The sequence below is a fragment of the Capnocytophaga sp. ARDL2 genome (assembly GCF_041530365.1).
Taxonomy (GTDB): domain Bacteria; phylum Bacteroidota; class Bacteroidia; order Flavobacteriales; family Flavobacteriaceae; genus Flavobacterium.
Map to the genome: position 1 here is coordinate 1,935,501 of NZ_CP168034.1, position 20,451 is coordinate 1,955,951.

The 20,451-nt window shown below is 33.6% G+C and carries 17 protein-coding genes; 7 read left to right on the plus strand and 10 right to left on the minus strand.

Going from position 1 to position 20,451, the window contains the following annotated elements:
• Positions 1 to 5 precede the first annotated feature (5 nt).
• Genes murB through AB4865_RS09765 form a run of 3 tightly spaced genes read left to right on the plus strand, consistent with a single transcriptional unit; the run spans position 6 to position 2,661 of the window.
• Positions 6 to 1,019 (plus strand): UDP-N-acetylmuramate dehydrogenase, encoded by a 1,014-nt coding sequence (gene murB, locus AB4865_RS09755; protein WP_372473070.1) that lies wholly within the window; start codon positions 6 to 8, stop codon positions 1,017 to 1,019.
• A 16-nt stretch (positions 1,020 to 1,035) separates the two neighbouring features.
• The gene (locus AB4865_RS09760; RefSeq protein WP_372473071.1) at positions 1,036 to 2,127 is read left to right on the plus strand and encodes a glycosyltransferase family 2 protein; all 1,092 of its coding nucleotides are present in this window, start codon (positions 1,036 to 1,038) and stop codon (positions 2,125 to 2,127) included.
• Between the two features lie 6 nt (positions 2,128 to 2,133).
• Positions 2,134 to 2,661 carry an RNA polymerase sigma factor gene (locus AB4865_RS09765; protein WP_372473072.1) on the plus strand — a complete coding sequence of 176 codons (528 nt, stop codon included), beginning with the start codon at positions 2,134 to 2,136 and terminating at the stop codon, positions 2,659 to 2,661.
• A gap of 41 nt (positions 2,662 to 2,702) precedes the next feature.
• On the opposite strand, the gene AB4865_RS09770 is transcribed toward AB4865_RS09765, so the two are convergent.
• Positions 2,703 to 3,461 carry an NlpC/P60 family protein gene (locus tag AB4865_RS09770; protein WP_372473073.1) on the minus strand — a complete coding sequence of 253 codons (759 nt, stop codon included), beginning with the start codon at positions 3,459 to 3,461 and terminating at the stop codon, positions 2,703 to 2,705.
• A gap of 100 nt (positions 3,462 to 3,561) precedes the next feature.
• Between AB4865_RS09770 and AB4865_RS09775 the strand changes: the two genes are divergently transcribed.
• From AB4865_RS09775 to recG, 3 genes are all read left to right on the plus strand, one after another.
• Entirely contained in the window at positions 3,562 to 4,032 is a 471-nt protein-coding gene (locus tag AB4865_RS09775) for a hypothetical protein (RefSeq protein WP_372473074.1), read from the plus strand.
• A gap of 19 nt (positions 4,033 to 4,051) precedes the next feature.
• Complete coding sequence (locus AB4865_RS09780) at positions 4,052 to 4,594, plus strand: hypothetical protein (protein WP_372473075.1); 543 nt, start codon at positions 4,052 to 4,054, stop codon at positions 4,592 to 4,594.
• Positions 4,595 to 4,744: 150 nt separating this feature from the next.
• Positions 4,745 to 6,853: an ATP-dependent DNA helicase RecG gene (gene recG, locus AB4865_RS09785; protein WP_372473076.1), complete on the plus strand. Its 2,109-nt coding sequence runs from the start codon at positions 4,745 to 4,747 to the stop codon at positions 6,851 to 6,853.
• A 48-nt stretch (positions 6,854 to 6,901) separates the two neighbouring features.
• Here the strand turns inward: recG and AB4865_RS09790 are convergent, their stop codons facing one another.
• The 6 genes from AB4865_RS09790 to AB4865_RS09815 all read right to left on the minus strand — a co-directional run bounded on the left by AB4865_RS09790 (position 6,902) and on the right by AB4865_RS09815 (position 15,956).
• Positions 6,902 to 7,147, minus strand: coding sequence for a hypothetical protein (locus tag AB4865_RS09790; protein ID WP_372473077.1), 246 nt, complete (start codon positions 7,145 to 7,147; stop codon positions 6,902 to 6,904).
• Positions 7,148 to 7,157: 10 nt separating this feature from the next.
• Positions 7,158 to 8,423 carry a DUF3078 domain-containing protein gene (locus AB4865_RS09795; RefSeq protein WP_372473078.1) on the minus strand — a complete coding sequence of 422 codons (1,266 nt, stop codon included), beginning with the start codon at positions 8,421 to 8,423 and terminating at the stop codon, positions 7,158 to 7,160.
• Positions 8,420 to 10,174: a 1-deoxy-D-xylulose-5-phosphate synthase gene (locus AB4865_RS09800; protein WP_372473079.1), complete on the minus strand. Its 1,755-nt coding sequence runs from the start codon at positions 10,172 to 10,174 to the stop codon at positions 8,420 to 8,422. The genes AB4865_RS09795 and AB4865_RS09800 overlap by 4 nt, the downstream gene beginning before the upstream one ends.
• Before the next feature lie 47 nt (positions 10,175 to 10,221).
• The gene (locus AB4865_RS09805; RefSeq protein WP_372473080.1) at positions 10,222 to 14,673 is read right to left on the minus strand and encodes a translocation/assembly module TamB domain-containing protein; all 4,452 of its coding nucleotides are present in this window, start codon (positions 14,671 to 14,673) and stop codon (positions 10,222 to 10,224) included.
• 184 nt (positions 14,674 to 14,857) lie between these two features.
• Positions 14,858 to 15,448, minus strand: a complete 591-nt coding sequence (locus AB4865_RS09810) for a hypothetical protein (RefSeq protein WP_372473081.1) — start codon at positions 15,446 to 15,448, stop codon at positions 14,858 to 14,860.
• Positions 15,449 to 15,458: 10 nt separating this feature from the next.
• The gene (locus AB4865_RS09815; RefSeq protein WP_372473082.1) at positions 15,459 to 15,956 is read right to left on the minus strand and encodes an RNA polymerase sigma factor; all 498 of its coding nucleotides are present in this window, start codon (positions 15,954 to 15,956) and stop codon (positions 15,459 to 15,461) included.
• A gap of 123 nt (positions 15,957 to 16,079) precedes the next feature.
• On the opposite strand from AB4865_RS09815, the gene AB4865_RS09820 reads away from it, so the two are divergent.
• Positions 16,080 to 17,372: an NAD(P)/FAD-dependent oxidoreductase gene (locus tag AB4865_RS09820; RefSeq protein ID WP_372473083.1), complete on the plus strand. Its 1,293-nt coding sequence runs from the start codon at positions 16,080 to 16,082 to the stop codon at positions 17,370 to 17,372.
• Here the strand turns inward: AB4865_RS09820 and AB4865_RS09825 are convergent.
• The 3 genes from AB4865_RS09825 to AB4865_RS09835 form a co-directional block, all read right to left on the minus strand.
• Positions 17,330 to 18,394 carry a DUF3810 domain-containing protein gene (locus AB4865_RS09825; RefSeq protein WP_372473084.1) on the minus strand — a complete coding sequence of 355 codons (1,065 nt, stop codon included), beginning with the start codon at positions 18,392 to 18,394 and terminating at the stop codon, positions 17,330 to 17,332. The genes AB4865_RS09820 and AB4865_RS09825 overlap by 43 nt on opposite strands.
• A gap of 57 nt (positions 18,395 to 18,451) precedes the next feature.
• Positions 18,452 to 19,270, minus strand: coding sequence for a hypothetical protein (locus AB4865_RS09830; RefSeq protein ID WP_372473085.1), 819 nt, complete (start codon positions 19,268 to 19,270; stop codon positions 18,452 to 18,454).
• 122 nt (positions 19,271 to 19,392) lie between these two features.
• Complete coding sequence (locus tag AB4865_RS09835) at positions 19,393 to 20,226, minus strand: S1 RNA-binding domain-containing protein (RefSeq protein ID WP_372473086.1); 834 nt, start codon at positions 20,224 to 20,226, stop codon at positions 19,393 to 19,395.
• Between the last annotated feature and the right edge of the window lie 225 nt (positions 20,227 to 20,451).

Genomic DNA, 20,451 nt, shown 5'->3' on the forward strand with positions numbered 1-20,451 from the left:
ACCCTATGACCCACTACCCTATTTCACTAAAAAAATACAACACCTTTGGTATAGATGCCTATGCAAAGCATTTGGTAGAAGCAAATACTGAGGAAGACATCATTGCTTTCTTTGAAAACAAGCCTAAAAATAAAGAGTTTTTGATTCTAAATGGCGGTAGCAATATACTCATTACCAAAAATATCGATGCTTGGATATTGAAAATCAACTTGAAAGGTATCGAAATCGTTGAGGAAAACGACAATGAAGTCGTAGTACGAGTGTTGGCTGGTGAAAACTGGCACGATTTCGTTTTGCACAGCATCGAAAACAATTGGGGGGGATTGGAAAATTTATCGCTCATCCCTGGTAATGTGGGTTCGTGTCCGATTCAAAATATTGGTGCATATGGCGTGGAAGTAAAAGATGTCATCACTACTGTAGAATCCTTAAATATCTACACTTTACAAAAACACATTTTTACAAACGAAGATTGTAAATTTGGTTACAGAGATTCGATTTTCAAAAATGAACAAAAGGGAAAATTTGTCCTAACAGCGGTTTCTTTTCGCTTGAAAAAAGCTCCCCATCAATTGAAAACTTCGTATGGTGTGATTGAAAGCGAATTGCAAAAAAACAACATTTCTCAACCGACGATAAAAGACATTAGCAATGCGGTAATTGCAATTAGAAATTCAAAATTGCCTAATCCGAGAGAAATTGGAAACGGTGGAAGTTTTTTCAAAAATCCAGTAATTGGTAAAGAGCGATTTGAGCAATTTATCGCTCAAAATCCAGAAGCACCGCATTATATTGTAGATAAACTTCACATCAAAATTCCTGCGGGTTGGCTTATCGAACAAGCTGGAATGAAAGGCTACCGCAAAGGCGATGCAGGGGTGCATACAAAACAAGCCTTGGTGTTGGTCAACTATGGAAACGCTACTGGAAATGACATTTTGGAAGTTGCTTATGAAGTACAAAATCGCGTGTTTGAAAAATTTCAAATTACCATCGAACCCGAAGTAAACATTATCTAATATTCAGTTTTTGTGTATGATACAAAACTACTTTTTATATATTTTTATCGGAATTACGCTACTACAAATACTGTTTTTTTGCATTGTATTTGGCAAAACTGTCTTTACAAAAAAGAAAGCCTTACCTCCCAAACGCATTCCTATTTCGGTATTGGTGTATGTAAAAAACAACAAGAATACCTTTATCCGATTGATGTCTCAATTGGAAACTCAGCAATACCACAATTTTGAAATTGTCCTTGTTATGCACACGATATCAGAAGAGATGATTCAAGTGTGCCGTGAATTTGCCGTTATGTACGAAAATGTTCGTTTGGCAAATCTTACCAACGACACTTTGTATAATTGCAGCAAATCATACATTACTGGAATAGCGGTAAAAGCAGCAAACAACAAACATATTTTACTGATAGACAGTGACCAAACTATCACATCCGATCAATGGATATGGCAAATGAGTGCCAATTTTACCATGAAAAAAAATGTGGTCATCGGTATGAGTCATTGGAAAAAAGAAAAGGGAATATTCAACAAATGGTTGCGTTTTCAACAACAATGGGAATGGATACAAAATCTTTCCTTTTCAAGAATTTGTAATCCATTTAGTTTGTATCCACAAAACCTTGGATTTCAAATCGAAAACATTTACGATAAATATAGCAACATCGATTTGAAAACAAGAGAATATTTAGGAAATGAGTTACTTTTCCCAGAATTTGCGCAAAAATCAAATACTTTTTGGTGTGAATTGCCTATTGTTTCCCTAGAAACCCCCGCACCAAAAAATAGAAAAGAGTGGAATTTTCAAAAGAAACAACAATATTTTCAAAAGAACCGACAATCGTGGGGAACAAATATTTTTAGCTTTTTACATTTAAATTCGATAATATTGTCGTATCTTGTAACACCGATTGCAATTTTGCTATTTCCTCAATATATTATCGAAATTGCGAGTTGTTTTGTAGCATTTTGGGCAATCAGATGGATGTATTTTTCCATATATTTCAACAAAATTAATCAAAAAGATTTAAAAATATGGTATCCTTTTTTTGAAATTTCTTGGTTGATAGGCAATATCAAATGGTTTCCTTATACATTAAAGAAATAAGCAAGAATGAAAAACAATATTTTACATTTAATTTCAGATGCTCTAAAAGGAGATCAAACAGCATACACCAAAATTCACGAATTATACTATAAAGAGGTCTATCTTTATATTCTAAAAAAATCCATGAATGAGGAGGAAGCTCACGATATTTCTATGCTGGCTTTTGAAAAAGCTTTTGAAAAACTGAACACCTACAAGTCTGAATATAAGTTTAGTACTTGGTTGATTACCATTGCCAAAAATTTCTACATTGACAGTTTGAAGCGAAAAGAAAAAGAATCATTTATCGAAATTGAAAACGAAGACAATGTTTTGATAAATTTTGCTGAATCTGATGATTGTATCGAAGACGAATTGATTTACGAACAAAAATTAGCAGAATTAAAGCAGCATATCAAAGAATTAAAACCACAATATCAGCAAATTATCGAATTGAGGTATTTTCACGAAAAATCATATCAAGAAATTGCCGACATCATCGACGAACCGCTCAACAATGTAAAAGTAAAATTACTTAGGGCTAAAAAGCTCTGACACAAAGGATATTGAAAGAATAAAAAATCATTTAACTGTTGTTAAATGATTTTTTTTATAACACGCAATTTGTGAGTATGTCTTCCCGAATCTACATTCAATATTCCTAAATGATCCAAACGGTCTATTCTTACTTTTCCATGTGCATGAATAATATGATTGTCTTGCATAATCATTCCCACGTGGACAATTCTACCTTCTTCATTGTCAAAAAAGGCTAAATCCCCCACTTCACTTTCTTCGATAAAACTCAACGGCTCACCTATTTTTGCTTGATCACAAGCATCACGAGGAATAAAATATCCAGACAAGCGATACACCATTTGAGTAAAACCAGAACAATCGATACCAAAAGGGGTTTTTCCTCCCCACAAATAAGGTGCTTCCAAATACATAAAAGCTGTTTGCAACAATTGTTCTCTCGTTTTTATACCAGTTGTAGGTTCGCCTTCAAAAATAAATTGTTCAGGATTTAAGTCTTTGTTTTGCATAAAAGACAATTCTGCTCCTAAAGGAACACTCAAGGCTCTTTTGTTATTGGAAACATATTCAATAAAACCTGAATTGAAAATTTTAGGTAAATGACTAATGCTATAAAAATTATGTTCAGAAATTTCTAAATACTGCTTATTATCGATCCAACCATGATATTGATCGGTTTGCAAACGAATATACGACCATTTTTCGCGTTTTTCTATAATTTCAAAAACTTCTCCAAACAAAACTTGAGAAATCATTTCGCTTTTGTCAGAGGCTTCTGCTCTCAAGGCTACAATTGATAAATTACAAATGGCATACATAGTTTCTACTAAAGACTTTTTTGCAAATTTACATTTTTATTTTTATTTTGAAATCATCAGATTTTTAGATAATTTCGCGTATTAGCACAAAATAAATAGTATGTTGAAAAAATTATGTATGCTTTCAATGTTGATAGTTTCTTCATTGACTGCTTTTGCACAAGAAAAAAGTCAATTGACTGAAAATGCAATTGGTATAAAAATCAGTATGTTAGGATATATTCCAGAAATTTCATATCAAAGAGTTTTATCCAACGAAAATAGATTGGATGTAAATGTGGCATTTATGAAAATAGATGAAAACAAATATGTAAATATATATGGTACCTACCAATGGTATTGGAGTTTGGACAACAATTTTTATTGGTATGCAGGTGCTGGAGGAGGATTGACTTCTGGAAATACAATTGAAAATGAATCAAAAGTTTATCCAAGTATTCACGGTATTGTAGGAGTTGAACACAATTTTAAAGCTCCTTTGCAAATTTTTGGAGAGTTTAGACCAGAAACATACTTGGGAAGCGAGCATTTTTTTCCACATATAAACATAGGTGCTCGTTATAGATTTTAATTTTTATAAGAAATATTTTATGATATCAGGAGAAAAAGTAGATTGGGCAGATGTTGGTATTATCGCAGCTGTTTTATTGTTGATTGTGGTTTTGTTTTATTTGATGAATCGCAAGCAAATTGCTAAAGACCAATGGATGGAAAAACAAAGACAACAAGGCTTTCCTTTGCAAAATGCCCCACAAAAAAAAGCAAATACTACCGTGTTGAATGCTTATGAAAGAATGATGGTATTTTTAGATAGAATTGAGGTAAACAAATTGGCTCAAAGAGTGCAACCTATTTCTTCTAAAAAAGGAGATTATGCCAATTTTTTGATACAGCATATCGATCAAGAATTTGATTTTAATTTGTCGCAACAGTTGTACATCAGCGAAGAGGCTTGGGCGTTGATACTCACAGCCAAAAACACCTCTATTCAGCTGATTTTAAAGAATAGTTTACCAACAACAGTTGAAACTGCTTTTGATTTACAAAGAAATTTACTTCAACACAAAGACAATTCCTCTGTAATTCAAATTGCAAAAAATCGTTTGAAACAAGAGATTTCATTGATGTTGTAGATTTTTCAGGTTTCAAGTTTTAGGATACAAGTTTAACTTCGTTCAGTCGGCTTTGCCTCGTGTCAGGTTTCTGGTTTTGAAACTTGAAACAAAAAAGAAATGAAACAAATCAAACTTGAAACGCCCGATGGGCATTAAACAAAAAATTCTATGCAAACACGAGATATTTTACATACTCCGATTGAGTTTTTGAAAGGCGTGGCACAAAGGGCTGACTTGCTCAAGAAAGAATTGCAAATTTTTACCTTTCAAGATTTACTCAATTTTTATCCGTACAAATATCTCGACCGCACCAAATACTACACTATCAAAGAATTATCTCCTTCCATTACTTCCGAAGTGCAAATCATCGGGAAAATCATTCACATAAAAACTGTGGAACAAAAAAGAGGCAAACGACTCGTTGCTACATTTTCAGATGGCGAACGAACTATGGAACTCGTTTGGTTTCAAGGTTTTAAATGGGTAAAAGAGAAACTACAAATCAATATGCCGTATGTGATTTTTGGTAAATTGAACTATTTCAATGGCGTTTATTCGATGCCTCATCCCGAAATGGAATTTCTTGAAGATCACAAAGCTCAACAAAAATTGGCTTTACAACCTGTGTATTCTTCAAGTGAAAAACTTTCCCAAAGGGGAATTACCAACCGTACCATTCAAAAAATGATGGAACAAGTGTTGCAAGAAACTCATGCTTTTTTTGTGGAAATATTTCCTGAATATCTAATTGATAAACTAAAACTTTTACCTAAAAAAGAATCTTTTATCAATGTGCATTTTCCTAAAAATAACGAATTACTTAGCAAGGCTCAATTTCGATTGAAATTTGAAGAATTGTTTCTTTTACAACTACAATTACTTTCAAAAAACATTGATAATAAAAAGAAAATCAAAGGAATGCCTTTTGAAAAAATAGGTCCTTTGTTTAATGATTTTTATCAAAATCACTTACAATTTCCCTTGACCAATGCACAAAAACGCGTGTTGAGAGAAATTCGTTCGGACTTGGCAAAACCAGTGCAGATGAATCGTTTGCTACAAGGTGATGTAGGTGCTGGAAAAACCATCGTAGCGTTTATGACGATGCTTATGGCAATCGACAATGGTTTTCAGGCGTGTTTGATGGCTCCAACCGAAATTTTAGCAGCTCAGCATTACGCAGGATTGAAAGAATACGGCGATAAAATCAATGTAAAAATTGCCCTTTTAATGGGATCGACCAAGGCAAAAGAACGCCGAGAAATCCACAATCAGTTGGAAGATGGAAGTTTGCAAATTTTAATTGGAACTCACGCTCTTTTAGAAGATAAAGTGGTTTTCAATAAATTAGGATTGGCAATTATTGACGAGCAGCATCGTTTTGGGGTAGAACAACGCTCAAAATTATGGCGAAAAAACCACATTCCACCACATATTTTGGTGATGACCGCAACACCTATTCCTCGTACATTGGCAATGAGTTTGTACGGAGATTTGGATATTTCAATTATTGACGAATTACCACCTGGTAGAAAACCTATCGACACACGACATTTTTTTGAGGAAAAAAGAGCATTGGTTTGGAGATTTATCCGAGATGAAATTGCCAAAGGTAGACAGGCCTATATTGTATATCCGCTCATCAAAGAAAGCGAAAAACTGGATTATCAAAATCTAATGGAAGGTTTTGACATCATTTCTCAGGCTTTTCCATTGCCAGAATATGCGATAAGTATCGTACACGGACAGATGACTCCGCAGGAAAAAGAGTTTGAAATGCAACGATTTGTACGCAACGAAACTCAAATTATGGTAGCAACAACCGTGATAGAAGTTGGGGTAAATGTACCGAACGCTTCGATAATGGTTATTGAAAGTGCCGAACGATTTGGTTTGTCGCAATTGCATCAGCTGAGAGGTCGTGTGGGGCGTGGTGCCGAGCAGAGTTATTGCATTTTGATGACGGGGAGTAAGTTGAGTAACGACACCAAAGTTCGTATGGAAACGATGGTTCGCACCAACGATGGTTTTGAAATTTCGGAAGTAGATTTAAAACTCAGAGGTCAAGGCGATTTGATGGGAAAACAACAAAGTGGTACAATGAATTTACGCATAGCCGACTTAGTAAAAGATCAAGAAATTCTAAAACTTGCCCGAGCCGTTGCTATCGAAATTTTGAAAAAAGATTTAACACTTCAAGACCCAAATCACGCTTCATTGAATTGGGCTTTACAACAAATGAATGCTAAAAACAACATTTGGAATCATATAAGTTAAAAAATTAGGGAATTTGATTATCCTTCAAATTCCCTTTACACTTTATTGTTATTTTTTATCTTCCCAATACACTCCTCTATGAGGTTTCAATACATCACGTAATTGTCGCATTTGTTCGGCTGTTACTACTATATATGTAATGGCATGAACGTCATTGATTGCTTGAAAACCAGTAGTTTTAATATCCAATTTTTCAATTTGGATGTACTCTTTCAAATGAATTTCTTGATGTTCAGCAGTTTTCAGAGCATCCATTCCTCTAAAATCCCAAATCAATTGAATTAATTTTTCCATAATTTATAATTTAAAAACTAAACACCATACCTACTCCCAATAACTGTTTGATTTGTGGTTTTGGTCCTTCGGTTATCTGTTCTTCACCTATTGTTCGTTTATTTTTAATGTCATCGTCGTAAATCAATTGACCAGATAGTGTAGCTTTGATAAAATTATTTACTTTCATCTCTATAGACAAATGCCAATCGATATCGATATTTCCGAAATTGTGTAAATAATCGGTATATAAAGTACACTTAGTATCAAGTAAAACATTTTTCATCAACGGCGTTTTATATTGCGAAGTCAATAAAATACCTAATTCGTTTTTACTTCTTTTTCCTTTGGAAAGCAACGCTCCTTCTTCGTTATAAACGGCTCCTTTTACCCCAAATGCTCCACTATTTGCCAAGGTTTGATCCAGAACGAAAGTAGATTTTAAAGTTGCAGGTGAAGTATATAATTGCAATTTATTATTCTTTGATGCGTACTCAGCTCCTATCCCCAAAAACAAATAAGCAGGTGCAAAAAAAGTTGAAATTTTATCCGTAATATTTGGATAGGCATATCCATTGGCTACCTGAGAGTTAAAAGTCATTTTACTAGAATAATACCATCGTGAATTGACTGAAGTTCGGTAACCAAAAGTAGAGTTTAAAGCGATAACATCCTCCGTTTTACGCATTTCTCGTTCTTCTTGTTTATTGACTCCATAATTGATTTTCAGATCGTTTTGCCATATTATTCGTCCTTTTTCGTGCAAAGCTTGAAAATGTCCTTTCATAATACCCGAAATCGAATTGTATCCACCGGCACTCCAATTGACAAATGATCCTTGATTCATATCGATTCCTATCGTGTTTTTGTATTTCCAATAACTAGTAAAAGATCGCTCCTCACTCCAATAGTCAAAAGGAACATCTTCTGTAGGCATTGGACGATTGTCATAAACCAAAGGTAAAATCTTAGGAGTCTGAAAATAAGACAACTTATTGCTTTTCCCTTTGACAACTACTTGATATTCATTGAGCGTAACTTTATTATAACCACCACTTTGATTGGAAGTAATTTCTGTATTAGTTAAAAAAGTTTTTCTTTCAACGACTATAGGACGAACAAATAAAGTGTCATTATGCACTTTTAAAGTATCAAATACAGAAAAATGATTGCGATAAAATTCGTCAATCGAAAGTTGCTTTCGAGGTATTTCAAGAGAATCATTTTTGATTTCTTGAGCAAAATTTTGATTGAAAACAAGTATCAATAAGAAATAAAACAATGATTTTATTTTCATAAATATCTTTCAATTTCGATTGCAATGGATTTTGCATCGAGTTTACATTCTTCCAATTGTTCTTGCACCGTTGCATGTTCAATAAAAATATCTGGGACTCCTAAATGAATCCATTTTTTTTCAGGAGAAATTTTTGACAAACTATGCCCCATTCCTCCTATCAAAACGCCTTCTTCAACAGTGACAATTGTCTGAAAGGGTGAAAAAATTTCTTTTAATTTTCGTTCATTAAACGGTTTGATTTGATTGATATGCAAATGAGCAATTGATCCATTGATGATTTGCTTGGCTTTTTCTACTTCTTGAAAAATCGTTCCAGTAGAAATGATTAATATTTTTTCACCTGATGAAATCCATTGATACGGAGGAAAATCATAGTTTTCATTGGGAATATTTTTCCATTGATTTTCATTGCATTCTCCTCTTGGGTATCGTATGGCTATCGGTGATTCATTATAATATTGCGATGCAAACAAGGCTTTTCGCAAATCACTTGCATCTTTAGGTGCCCAAATTGTCATATTGGGCAAAGCATTGAGATACGAAATGTCAAATACTCCTTGATGCGTGGATCCGTCCTCACCCACCAATCCCGCACGGTCGATACAAAAAACAACAGGTATATTTTGTAAAGCTATATCGTGTACAATTTGGTCGTATGCTCGTTGCAAAAATGTGGAATAAATACAGCAATACGCTTTCATCCCTCTCAATGCCAATCCTGCTGAAAGAGTTACCGCATGTTGCTCGGCAATCCCCACATCTATTGCTCTTTTAGGAAATTCTTTCATCATATCCACCAACGAACTTCCAGTAGGCATCGCTGGTGTAATGGCATAAATAGCTGGATTGGTTCTTGCCATTTCCACCATCGTTTGACCAAATACTTGCTGATATTTTGCAAATTCGGATGTCTTTATGATAATATCTCCAGTTTGTTTGTCAAATTTTCCTGGTGCGTGATACAATACTTGATTATCTTCGGCGGATTTCAATCCCTTTCCTTTAGTGGTTACTACATGCAAAAAACGCAATCCTTTTTGTTGTCTTAATTGAGATAATACAGTTGTCAATTGCTCCAAATCATGACCTTTTTCAAGAAAAGTATAGGAGAAATTAAACATTTTTGCCAACGATGGAATGTCTTTTTTCTGTTGATGATTTTGTCTATGTAGTGCAAAATTTTTTTTCAATGCTCCTACACTTGCATCGATTCCTATGTCGTTGTCATTCAATATTATCAATAAATTGGCATCGGTTGCTCCTGCGTGATTCAAAGCCTCAAATGCCATTCCCGATACAATGGAAGCATCACCAATTACCGCTACAAAATCACTTTCATTATCGCCTTGTAACTTTGCAGCCAATGCCATTCCTAATGCAGCCGATATCGAAGTGGATGAATGCCCTACGCCAAATACGTCATAAACACTCTCAGAAATTTTAGGAAATCCACTTATTCCTCCTTTTTGACGATTGGTGTGAAATTGTTCTCTTCTTCCTGTCAATAATTTATGACCATACGCTTGATGTCCCACATCCCATACTATGGCATCTTTGGGTGCATCAAATATTTTGTGCAAAGCTATGGTCAACTCCACTACTCCCAAACTCGCTCCTAAATGTCCTTCTTTGGTTGCTACCAAATCAATGATTTCTTCACGCATCTCTGTAGCCAATTGTTGCAATTGGTCAATACTAAAATGCTTTATATCATCTGGACTTTGTATGTTTGACAATAATTGGCTCATGGGTAATATTAACTTTCGAAATTTTTCAGACAAATTGCTATTTGCCCCTACTGTTCGCCTTCCTCTTCATTGCGTTCTTGGTATTTTAAAAATTCTACACCGTAATCGTCATCCGAATCTGGCGTGTGTGTTTGATTTTGATTTTGTTGTTCGGCTTCTTTTTTTCTTGCTCGTTTTTCGGCATCATAAAAGATTTTTTGCATCAATTCTTTGAATGTATCAAAATCTACTTCGTAGGTAAAACCTGCTCCTTGCGTATATCCTACACCTTCTCCAAGGTAGTACATATTGTTTTCTCTGTTGAACACACGAGCTTTTAATGTTCCGTCTTCATTCAGCAACAATTGTACTTCGACATCCCCTACAATAGCATTTTCTTCTGCACCTCCTACTGGTACTCCCAATTTACCATTGATTAAGATTCGATCGGTAATATTGGTAGAAAGGGTCAATCCTACTCGACCTGTATTGTTCTCTGAATACTGGCTTACATCTCGCTGAGAATAGGTCATACCAATTTTGAATTTGCTATCGGCATCTGAAAACAAATCTTCAAACAAACTTCCTGCTCTTTCAAACAAACTTCCGTACATCGCTGTCGAAGCATTGTGTCCTGTAAGGAAACTACCAGTAGCCAACAACGCCATTGCCTGCATTTCACGAGTGTCTTTATCTGCCAATTTATAGTCGATTTCGGATTTGATCACCGAATTTACATTTGGAAATTTAATATCAAAATTGATTTCTGGATTACTCAAACTTCCGTTCAGAGAAATGGTAACTTCTGTATCAATTTTTCTATTAATCGCCGAATTTTCTAAAATAACACTCGGATTGGCTTGTGTTTTATACACCGCCTCCAAGTCTAATATAGCTCCCAAAGGATCTCCATCCCAACGAATGGTTCCGTAACGACCTACTTCAAATTTTTTGTTGATGATGTTTTCATACTTAAAGTTGTACTCTCCTTCGTACACCATAAAATCCCCCCACATATTGAAACTACCCAAAGTATTGATAGCCATTGTGATAAACCCTGCTCCTTTTCCTTTCATACCGTGGTCGGTATGGCGATCGAGCAAAATCTCAATCACAGCATCTGGCGTAACATACATCTCAAAATCCAATTGCATACCGCTGAAACGATTATTTACCACAGTAGTCGTGATACCTTTCAGTCGTCGCTCTTTTTCCTCTTTGGTCAAGAAATGTACATAATTGTTATCGCCCAATCCACCTGCATCGTCCAAAGGAATTTTGATATGCGTACCCGGATTTGAAGTTACATCTACTTTGATATTCAGGGCTTCGATGGCACCTTTTATAGACGCACTACCATTGATAAAGGCAGTACCATAATACGGCGTTCCTTCTACATAATCTGAATCTAATGCCAATAAATTTGACGAAGAAAGACTCACATCCAATGCCCAATTTTTGAACATATTATGTGAAATCATACCGTTCACCACACCCTGCGTATTGTGCTTGGTATCGGTTATTTTCATGCGGTTTAAAAAGAATTTGTTTTCTGTCAAATCCAATACGGCATTTTCTTCAAACGCATAATCTACTCCAGTAAATACAGGACGCATTCCCGCTTCTTTTAGGTGTAAACGACCATTGATTTTTGGATCTTTTGCCGTACCCAATACGGTTACCCTTCCTGAGGCATTTCCTCTAATGTCTTTAAAAACAGAAGATAAAAACGGTGTCAATGGTGCCAATGTAAAATTGTCTAAACCTGCATCCAAATTGAGTTTTGTAGCATTTTGTTCGATTGCGATGTCTCCTCTTACATAAAATCTTTCGACAAAATCGTTGACAATACTTGCATTGACATCAAATTTTTTCAATCGATCATCTCCTTTGATATTCAAGTCAAAATCTCCTAACAAAATATTATTGAACGCAAAATCCTTGATGGTAATATTTGACAATGGATGATAAATATCTTTGTTTTGCTTGAACGATGCCGACCCATTGATAAAACCATTCAATGCCATAGATTCTCCCATATCTGGGGTAACTTTCCCAAGTTCTACTTCTTTGAAATTAAGTCGTAAATCTTTAAAATCATCTCCTTTGATATCCCCTTCCAATGTCAATTCTTGTCCGTTGTGTGAAAGTGTAATCGGCTGAATGTGAAAATCGTCAAATTTTTTGTTGAACAATATACGATTGGCATCCGAACGATTTTCCTCATTGATGTACCACACATAATCTTTAAAAACGATTTCTGAGCGTTGAATACCCAATACAGAAGCATTTCCTTCTTCGATGGTATGATAAAAATTCAAATTGAAATGATCTTTCATTTCGTTTCCTCCCTTAAATTCGGTATAAACAAACAAGGAATCATTTCTAGTATTATTAATCAAATGAAAATCACTGATATCGTAATCTTTCAATTTTATCGTGTCGATTTTTATAAAAGCATTTTGCAACGAATCTTTGTTATCAACATGTAAGTCAATTGATTTAAAATGATTACCTGAAACAGTAATTAAAGGCGAATTTAATTGCAATTTAAAATCTCCTTCGTCTGTATTGATATGCCCTTTGATGTACGATTGATTGCTTACATAAATATTTGGAGATAAAATTTCGACAATTTTATCACTAATTGTAAAATCAAAATCTACAAATTGCCCTGGAGCTAATGGATTAGGACTGTAATGTGTATAAAGCGAACCTAAAGCGTTTTCTACTATTTTACTAATTTGATCAAATTTGAAATTTCCTTTGATATATCCATCTACAATATCTGGTGAATTGATTATAAAATGTTTTTCTACTCCATTTTTCACCGAAATGATTTCAAAATTTTCAAACGAATATGATTTACCATCGGTTTCGTAGGCTGCATTTTCTACATACAATGTTCCCAAGAAATCTTCCAATGAGTTTCCTGTCCCTTCCAATCGAAATATTCCTTGAAAATCTCCGATAGAATCTTTGATAAATCCAAGTTTATTTAAGGCTAAATGTTTAATATCTGCTGTAAAATTAAACGCAGGTGTTTTTTTTGTAAAATCGACAATTCCATCAAAGTCAAACCTTGCATTTGGATCATTTGAATGAACAAATCCTTTATAGTAAGGTACTTTTAAATCGCCATTTAGCGTTATGTCTCGATAGGTATATCCATTGAAATGAAACGAATCTACTACTCCTTCGACTTCGGTTTGTAAACTCTCAGAAGTAAATCCTTTACCATTAATTTTTAAGTTTAAGTTAGCCTCTCCAAATTGTTGATTATCTATGAGTTTACCCAAATGAAAACCATCCAATCTCACCGTAGCAATATAGGTTGCTTGTGTAGGTTGAGCCACTTTATTGATATCAAAATCTGCAACGGCATTACCCAATCCCGATTGCATATTCAGGTTTCCAATTACTTGTTCGTTACCATACGAAACATTTCCAAAAGCATTAATTGTTTCTAATTTGTCAAGGTCTATCGGAAGTGCATTTCCCAACACATTAGGCAACAACTGCACAGCTTGATTTCTCGATGCAATCAATTTGTCAAACTCTGTATGTACGAATAAGATATGCTCTTTGTCCATCAAATTTTCAAAGGCAATACGACCTGCGTACTCCATTCCGTTTTGTGTACGAAGATCTAAATCATTGATTGCAAAAGTATTGAGCGTACCGTTGGCCTTTCCTTTTACATAAAACATTTGATTGGGAGTAAATTCGCCGTAAAATTTATTGATGTCGTTGGTAGAAATTTTAGCATTTTTAAAATCTACATTCAAAACAACTGCGTGAACAAAATCCTTTAAACCACCTTCTTCATAATCCATAAAAATATCTCCGACAATATGACTTTCTTTGGTTTTTAAGTCTAAACCTTGAAGGTTCATCGAAGTTTGATTCATGAAAAACGCACCTTTCATTTTCTTTACATCGATTCCCCAATGCGTTTTCATTGCTAAAGATGTAACATCACCTTTGATTTTTGAACCTTTTATGAGAAAGTTTTCCAATTCGCCGTTGATATCATTAAGAGCCACAGAAACAGGTTGAGCATTATTGTCGTCAACGATTGTAAAATCAAGGTTTTTAGCTTGTAATTTTTTTATAGACATATAAAATTTACCAGAACCTTCTTTCCCATCGTCAAATGTTGCAACAAATTTATCCAAATTGGAAGTCGTATCGTTTTTATAAGTACGAATGTTAAATTCTACATTTTCTAGAGAAGTCTCACCAAAATACAAGCTCCCATCCATCATTTTCTTAAAATCAATAATGAAAGTATTGAGTCTATCTACACGAACAAACGTATTGTCTCTATCATCCCAAACGTTTACATTTTTGAGCACCACTGTCCCATCGACAAAGATGGCTACTTTGTTGATTTGGATGTTGATTCCATAGCGTTCATTGATTTTTTTCGTAACAAATTGAGCAATATCCGACTGAATAGCCGGTGTAGTAAGCACCACTGTCAAGAGAATAAGAAACAGTGAAAAACCTACAAACAAACCGAATAATATTCTAAAAAACTTTTTGATAACTTACTTTTTTTGTGATTATTAATCATATATTTTCAACACATTTCACTTGAAATGCACACACTTTTTTTATCAAAAGTGTACAATGTACAAAGATAAAAAATAGCTGATAAAAATCTACTTTTTTTACCACCTATTATCAATATTTTTACAATTATTCCTGATTTTTTAACTCTTGATAATTTTTGTCTAAACGCTTTAAAAAGAATCCATAAATCAATTTGTAAAACAGCCAAATAATCAATATCATAATAGTCATGAATATGAGCACAAAGGCTAACACAAACAACATTTCATTTGAATTATCAGGAAAATCTGAACTTTCATTAACACCGATATACACACCAAATAAGGCAGAGAAAATCATCAACGAGATATTAACGATGATGTATTGATTTAGTAATTTTCTGGTTTTCAATATATTTTTCATCAATTCACACACAGCATGTGTTACATTTATTTTTCGTATCAATACGATATAATTGTAGATAAAATACACAGGTATTGTATATGAAATAGCCGACAAGATGGTAACAAAAAATGGATAATGCAAGTCAATATTGTCCTGAGGAACCACAAAAGACAAGCTTAAAAAGAAAGCAAATTCCAATATATTGATTCCTATAATCCATTTCAATAAATTTGAAGAACGCCTTTGTATGATTTTCTGCAATTCTTCTTTTGATTTCTTTGGAAAATTTGTTGTTTTTTTCCAATGATCTTTCAATATATCCAATTCATTCATAACTCTCTCACTAAGGATTTAATATTTTTTTCAATTTTGTTTTTATTCTATTTATTTTCACTCGCACATTAATCTCACTTATCCCTAAAGTTTCGGCAATTTCCATATAAGATTTATCTTCTAAATACATAAATACCAATGCTTTATCCACATTACTAAAAGTATGAATTGCCTGATACATTAATTTTAAATGTTCTTCGGTTTCATAATCATAATCGTCTTGAGAAACATAGATAAAAGACAAATCTGCATCGGTAGTAGAAACATTATTTTGTGTCTTTCTGTGAAGTGAAATAGCCGTATTCAAAGCAACTCTATACGCCCAAGTAGTAAATTTTGACTCTCCTCTATATTGAGGAAAAGATTTCCACAACTGAATAGAAATTTCTTGAAACAAATCATCGTGATCTGTCATATTGTTTGTATAAATACGACAAATCTTATGAATGAGATTTTGATGTTCATTCAGCAATTCAATAAAATTTGTTTGCAATTCTTTATTTACCATACCCCATTAGTAGCAAACTTCTACTTTTTGTTACAGTTTTTTCCATATTTTTTTGCTAAAATATTCTAAAACCGATTATAAAGAAAAAAAACTTGGTTTATTTTTGTAAAAAACTATTTTATTATGATGAATATTCCAGACTCTAAACACCCAAGAGTCGTAATTATAGGTGCGGGTTTTGCTGGTCTTTCTTTGGCTAGAAACCTCAAATACAAAAACTTTCAAGTTGTATTGCTCGACAAACACAACTATCACAACTTTCAACCTTTGATGTATCAGGTAGCAACGGGTGGTTTGGAAGAAGGTTCGATTGCCTATCCTATCAGAAAAATTTTACAAAACCACAAAGAATCGTTTTTCCGTATGTCGGAAGTGCTTTCTGTAGATACCACCAACAAAAAAGTACACACAGATATTGGTACGATTTACTACGACTATTTGGTTGTGGCTACTGGATCGACCAACAACTTTTTTGGCAATGAAAACATTGAAAAACACAGTTTTGTAATGAAAACAATACCTGAAGCCTTGCAAATCAGAAATGTTATCATTCAAAACTTAGAATTGGCTCTACAAACCAACAATCAAAAAATTCGCAAAAAACTGATGACCTTTGTGATTGTAGGAGGAGGTCCTACAGGGGTAGAATTGGCGGGGGCTTTGGCTGAAATGAAAAAGGCATTTTTGCCTAAAGATTACCCCGATTTGGATTTTTCTATGATGGACATTCACTTGATTCAAGGGGGAAAACGCATATTGGACGCTATGAGCGATAAATCTACCAAAGCTGCTCTCGAATTTTTACAACGCTTAGGTGTAACGGTTCATTTAGGTCAAATCGTGTCTGACTATGATGGAAATGTGGTTACTACAAAAGATGGTATGCAAATCGAAACCAAAGGAATGATATGGTCTGCCGGTGTAAAAGGAAATGTGGTAAAAGGAGTTGATGACAAAACCAATCGATCATCTCGTATCATTACGAATGAATTTAATCAAGTCGAAGGTTTTACGGACGTGTTTGCCATCGGAGATATTGCTGCCATACAAACCGAAAAAACACCGAACGGACACCCAATGATGGCTCAGCCTGCTATTCAACAAGGAAAATTGTTGGCAAAAAACATCGAAGCCTTAGAAAAAGGATTTCCATTAGAGGCTTTTGTCTATAACGACAAAGGTTCGATGGCTACAATAGGTAGAAACAAAGCCGTTGTAGATTTGCCTAACCTACATTTCAGCGGCATTTTTGCATGGTTTGTATGGATGTTTATCCATTTGATTTCACTCATTGGATTCAAAAACAAAGCCTTGGTATTCTGGAGTTGGGTGTATAATTACTTTGTATTTGACAGAGAATCAAGGGTATTGATTCATCCTTTGAAACGCAAACTATCCGAAGAAATTGATTCGTAGTTTATAAGTAAATCGATTACTTTGTTGTAGGAACGAATCCCCTCTTTTTGATTGTTTGATTTTAGAAACCAACCATATATTTTTTTTGCAATTGGTGATGAAAAGTTTTTGTTTTTTTTCCAGAACATAACTGATTCGTAGAAGTTATCCATTACACCTTCGCGTAATTCTATAGACAATTCAATAAATTTTTCATCATCAATTCTATATATTTCATTCAAAGCATATTTTACAACAAACAATTCTGCTGCATACCTTATTTTCATATTATCTGATTGATACAAAGCACAATAGGTAATAAAATTGGTTTCTGCTTCACTCGAATACCCCAATTGATGAATCAATTCATGAGTATATGTTGTAGGTTTACTTGTATGAGGAATTTTATAATTTATCTGATTTTCGTGAGTAAAAGGATTAAAATATCCGCTAAATCCCATTTTGGTTTGAAAATAACTATACATCGACGGTTTGGCTTTCTTGAGTTGAGCAATCGATTTGTGATTGATAAAATCTACTTTTTCTAAATTTTTCAAAGTTTCATCATAAAACAAATCATAATCTTCTTCTATTTTTACACCAATAAAATCGTTTTTCGTAGGAATTTGATCATATAAACTATTTATATTTTCTATTTTTTTTAGAGTAAAATCAATTAATTGCTCGTAGGTATAGCCTTTTTTCAATTGTAATTGTTGGTCTAAAGGTGTTTTAAAATTGTTGATTCCCCACAATAATTGAAAAGCAATCAACAAACTAAACGAAGTTTGCAGAGTAAAAATCAACATGTTTTGCCATTGCTTTTTACTGAAATAAAAAATTAGTTTATACAAACAAAAAATCACTAAAATTCCATATAAAATATCTCCTATAGAAAAGCTACTCCAACCGAAAATTGCACTTAAAAAAGCGTCAATCAATGGATAAATTTCAGTATGATAAACATCTGCCCACGATGTAGGAATATTTATTATTGCAATATATATGAGTATGAGTATGGCTGAAAATTTAAAATTTTTCATGTGATGGAATAAAAAAATGTTGACCAAATATAGTCAACATTTTTATTGTATTCAAAATTATCTTTTTGCTTTAAACAACAATTCGGTTTTGAAATTGAGATTTTTATCTTCCAAAAGCAATTCTCTTTTAGCATTAAATCGTTGAAAATTGTAATCTGTAATTTGTTCTTCAGCTTTCATTTCTTTGATTACCAATTTATTTTGAGTATTTAATTCAAACAAAATACTCACTTTTTCTTTGGTGTATTTCCAATTTTTGGTAAACATCTTTTTACCGTTTTTGGTTTGAGAATGATCTATTGGATAGGGGTGTAAAAGATAAAAAGACACTTCTTTTAGGTTGTAATTCTTGTCAAAAGTAAAATAACCTTCGTACATATCATCCGAATAAAAATCTATGCGAACCAAATCTTTTTCATAACTTCTTTGAAATTGATATTCTCCAAAATTATTTAAAAAATCCAAATCAGGAACATTTACATATTTGCGAATGACAAATTCTGTCAACCAATACATCGGAGAATCATTAAATGAATAACGTTCAAAAAATGCTCGATTGATTTCGTTTTTATTGTTTGGATGAGATTTTATTGATTTGTTTATCTTTTTATTGGCAAAAAATATCGCCACTTCGTACAATTCTTTAGAATCTACCAAAGTAAGTGTGTCATTGAGAACCGCTTTGTGCGTTACCTCATAATCATGAGTGTTATTTACATAATTTTTGTAGGTTTTGTTTCGTACATTGGTAATCACTTGTTCGATTTGCGAACGACTCAGCTTGTCAATATAGATTACTTCCAATTCTTCTTCATCAAATTGTGCATTTGCGATTGTACAAATACACAAAAAAAACAATGTCCAAAAATTTTTCATTTTATAGTTTTTACAGTCACATCTGAGGATTATTTTATAACAAAATAAAACCTCTATAGTTTCTTCTACTTAATATCCTGTCCCGAGAAATTCGGATTTTGTACATACTTAATACTTTGTACTTAATTCTTCACCTTAAAAATCCCCTTGTCTGTTATTTTTATTTTCTTTTCTTTATAAAGCGTTCCAATGGTTTGCTTAAACGCTTTTTTACTCATTCCCAAAATATCTTTAATTTCTTCTGGATGACTTTTGTCGTGCAAACCAAGATAACCATCATTTTCATCTAAAATCTCTAAGATAATTTGACTCAATTTACCGGCTTTTTGAGTAAAATTTATAGGTGTACGCGACACATCGATTTTGCCATCTTTTCTGATTTCTTTGATGTAACCGATGATGCGATCGCCTGTGCGTAAATCTTCAAACACTTGATTTTTGTACATCAAACCTTTAAATTTTTCATTGATTATCACATTGATACCCATTTCGGTAATATGCGAAACAATTAAATCCACTTCTTGCCCCACTTCTACATCGGGTTCTGTGAGATTGAGAAATTGATTCAATTTTGACGAACCCACCAATCGATTGGATTTTGGGTCTAAATACATGTAAATCAAATATCTTTTATTGACTTTCATTTTTCTTGCCTGTTCCTTGAAAGGTACAAATAAATCTTTTTCCAATCCCATATCTAAAAACGCCCCAAATTCGTTGATGTAATTTACTTTGAGTAAAGCAAATTCATCACGGTAAATTTTGGGTTCGAGTGTGGTTGCAACTGGTCGTTCTTCGTGGTCGAGGTAAACGAAAACTTCTACTTCGTCTTCTGGTTGCATCTCACGAGTTGTATATTTTTTTGGCAACAAAACCTCATGTTCTCCATCAGTAAGAAAAGCTCCTACTGAGGTAAAACGAACGATTTTGAGCAAATTGTCTTTTCCTATTTCCATTGTTTGTATTTTTCGTTTTTTTCTTTTATTACCACATAGATATTTTTAGAACCGAGAATCAAAGACGCTTCGCTTTAAGAGAAACCATAGTCTATTGCGAGTAATTTTAACTTTGAAGTCATCTTGACTTTTTTTTCTCACACTTTCCCCTCTAAAAAGGAGGGGTGCTCGAAGAGCGGAGTGTGTTTAACGCAGATTTACACATATATATTTTTGAAATGATTT

Excerpts from the sequence above, each read along its gene's own strand:
- murB (WP_372473070.1), top strand. The coding sequence starts at position 6 with ATGACCCACTACCCTATTTCACTAAAAAAATACAACACCTTTGGTATA.
- AB4865_RS09760 (WP_372473071.1), top strand. The coding sequence starts at position 1,036 with ATGATACAAAACTACTTTTTATATATTTTTATCGGAATTACGCTACTA.
- AB4865_RS09765 (WP_372473072.1), top strand. The coding sequence starts at position 2,134 with ATGAAAAACAATATTTTACATTTAATTTCAGATGCTCTAAAAGGAGAT.
- AB4865_RS09770 (WP_372473073.1), bottom strand. The coding sequence starts at position 3,461 with ATGTATGCCATTTGTAATTTATCAATTGTAGCCTTGAGAGCAGAAGCC.
- AB4865_RS09775 (WP_372473074.1), top strand. The coding sequence starts at position 3,562 with ATGTTGAAAAAATTATGTATGCTTTCAATGTTGATAGTTTCTTCATTG.
- AB4865_RS09780 (WP_372473075.1), top strand. The coding sequence starts at position 4,052 with ATGATATCAGGAGAAAAAGTAGATTGGGCAGATGTTGGTATTATCGCA.
- recG (WP_372473076.1), top strand. The coding sequence starts at position 4,745 with ATGCAAACACGAGATATTTTACATACTCCGATTGAGTTTTTGAAAGGC.
- AB4865_RS09790 (WP_372473077.1), bottom strand. The coding sequence starts at position 7,147 with ATGGAAAAATTAATTCAATTGATTTGGGATTTTAGAGGAATGGATGCT.
- AB4865_RS09795 (WP_372473078.1), bottom strand. The coding sequence starts at position 8,423 with ATGAAAATAAAATCATTGTTTTATTTCTTATTGATACTTGTTTTCAAT.
- AB4865_RS09800 (WP_372473079.1), bottom strand. The coding sequence starts at position 10,174 with ATGAGCCAATTATTGTCAAACATACAAAGTCCAGATGATATAAAGCAT.
- AB4865_RS09810 (WP_372473081.1), bottom strand. The coding sequence starts at position 15,448 with ATGAATGAATTGGATATATTGAAAGATCATTGGAAAAAAACAACAAAT.
- AB4865_RS09815 (WP_372473082.1), bottom strand. The coding sequence starts at position 15,956 with ATGGTAAATAAAGAATTGCAAACAAATTTTATTGAATTGCTGAATGAA.
- AB4865_RS09820 (WP_372473083.1), top strand. The coding sequence starts at position 16,080 with ATGATGAATATTCCAGACTCTAAACACCCAAGAGTCGTAATTATAGGT.
- AB4865_RS09825 (WP_372473084.1), bottom strand. The coding sequence starts at position 18,394 with ATGAAAAATTTTAAATTTTCAGCCATACTCATACTCATATATATTGCA.
- AB4865_RS09830 (WP_372473085.1), bottom strand. The coding sequence starts at position 19,270 with ATGAAAAATTTTTGGACATTGTTTTTTTTGTGTATTTGTACAATCGCA.
- AB4865_RS09835 (WP_372473086.1), bottom strand. The coding sequence starts at position 20,226 with ATGGAAATAGGAAAAGACAATTTGCTCAAAATCGTTCGTTTTACCTCA.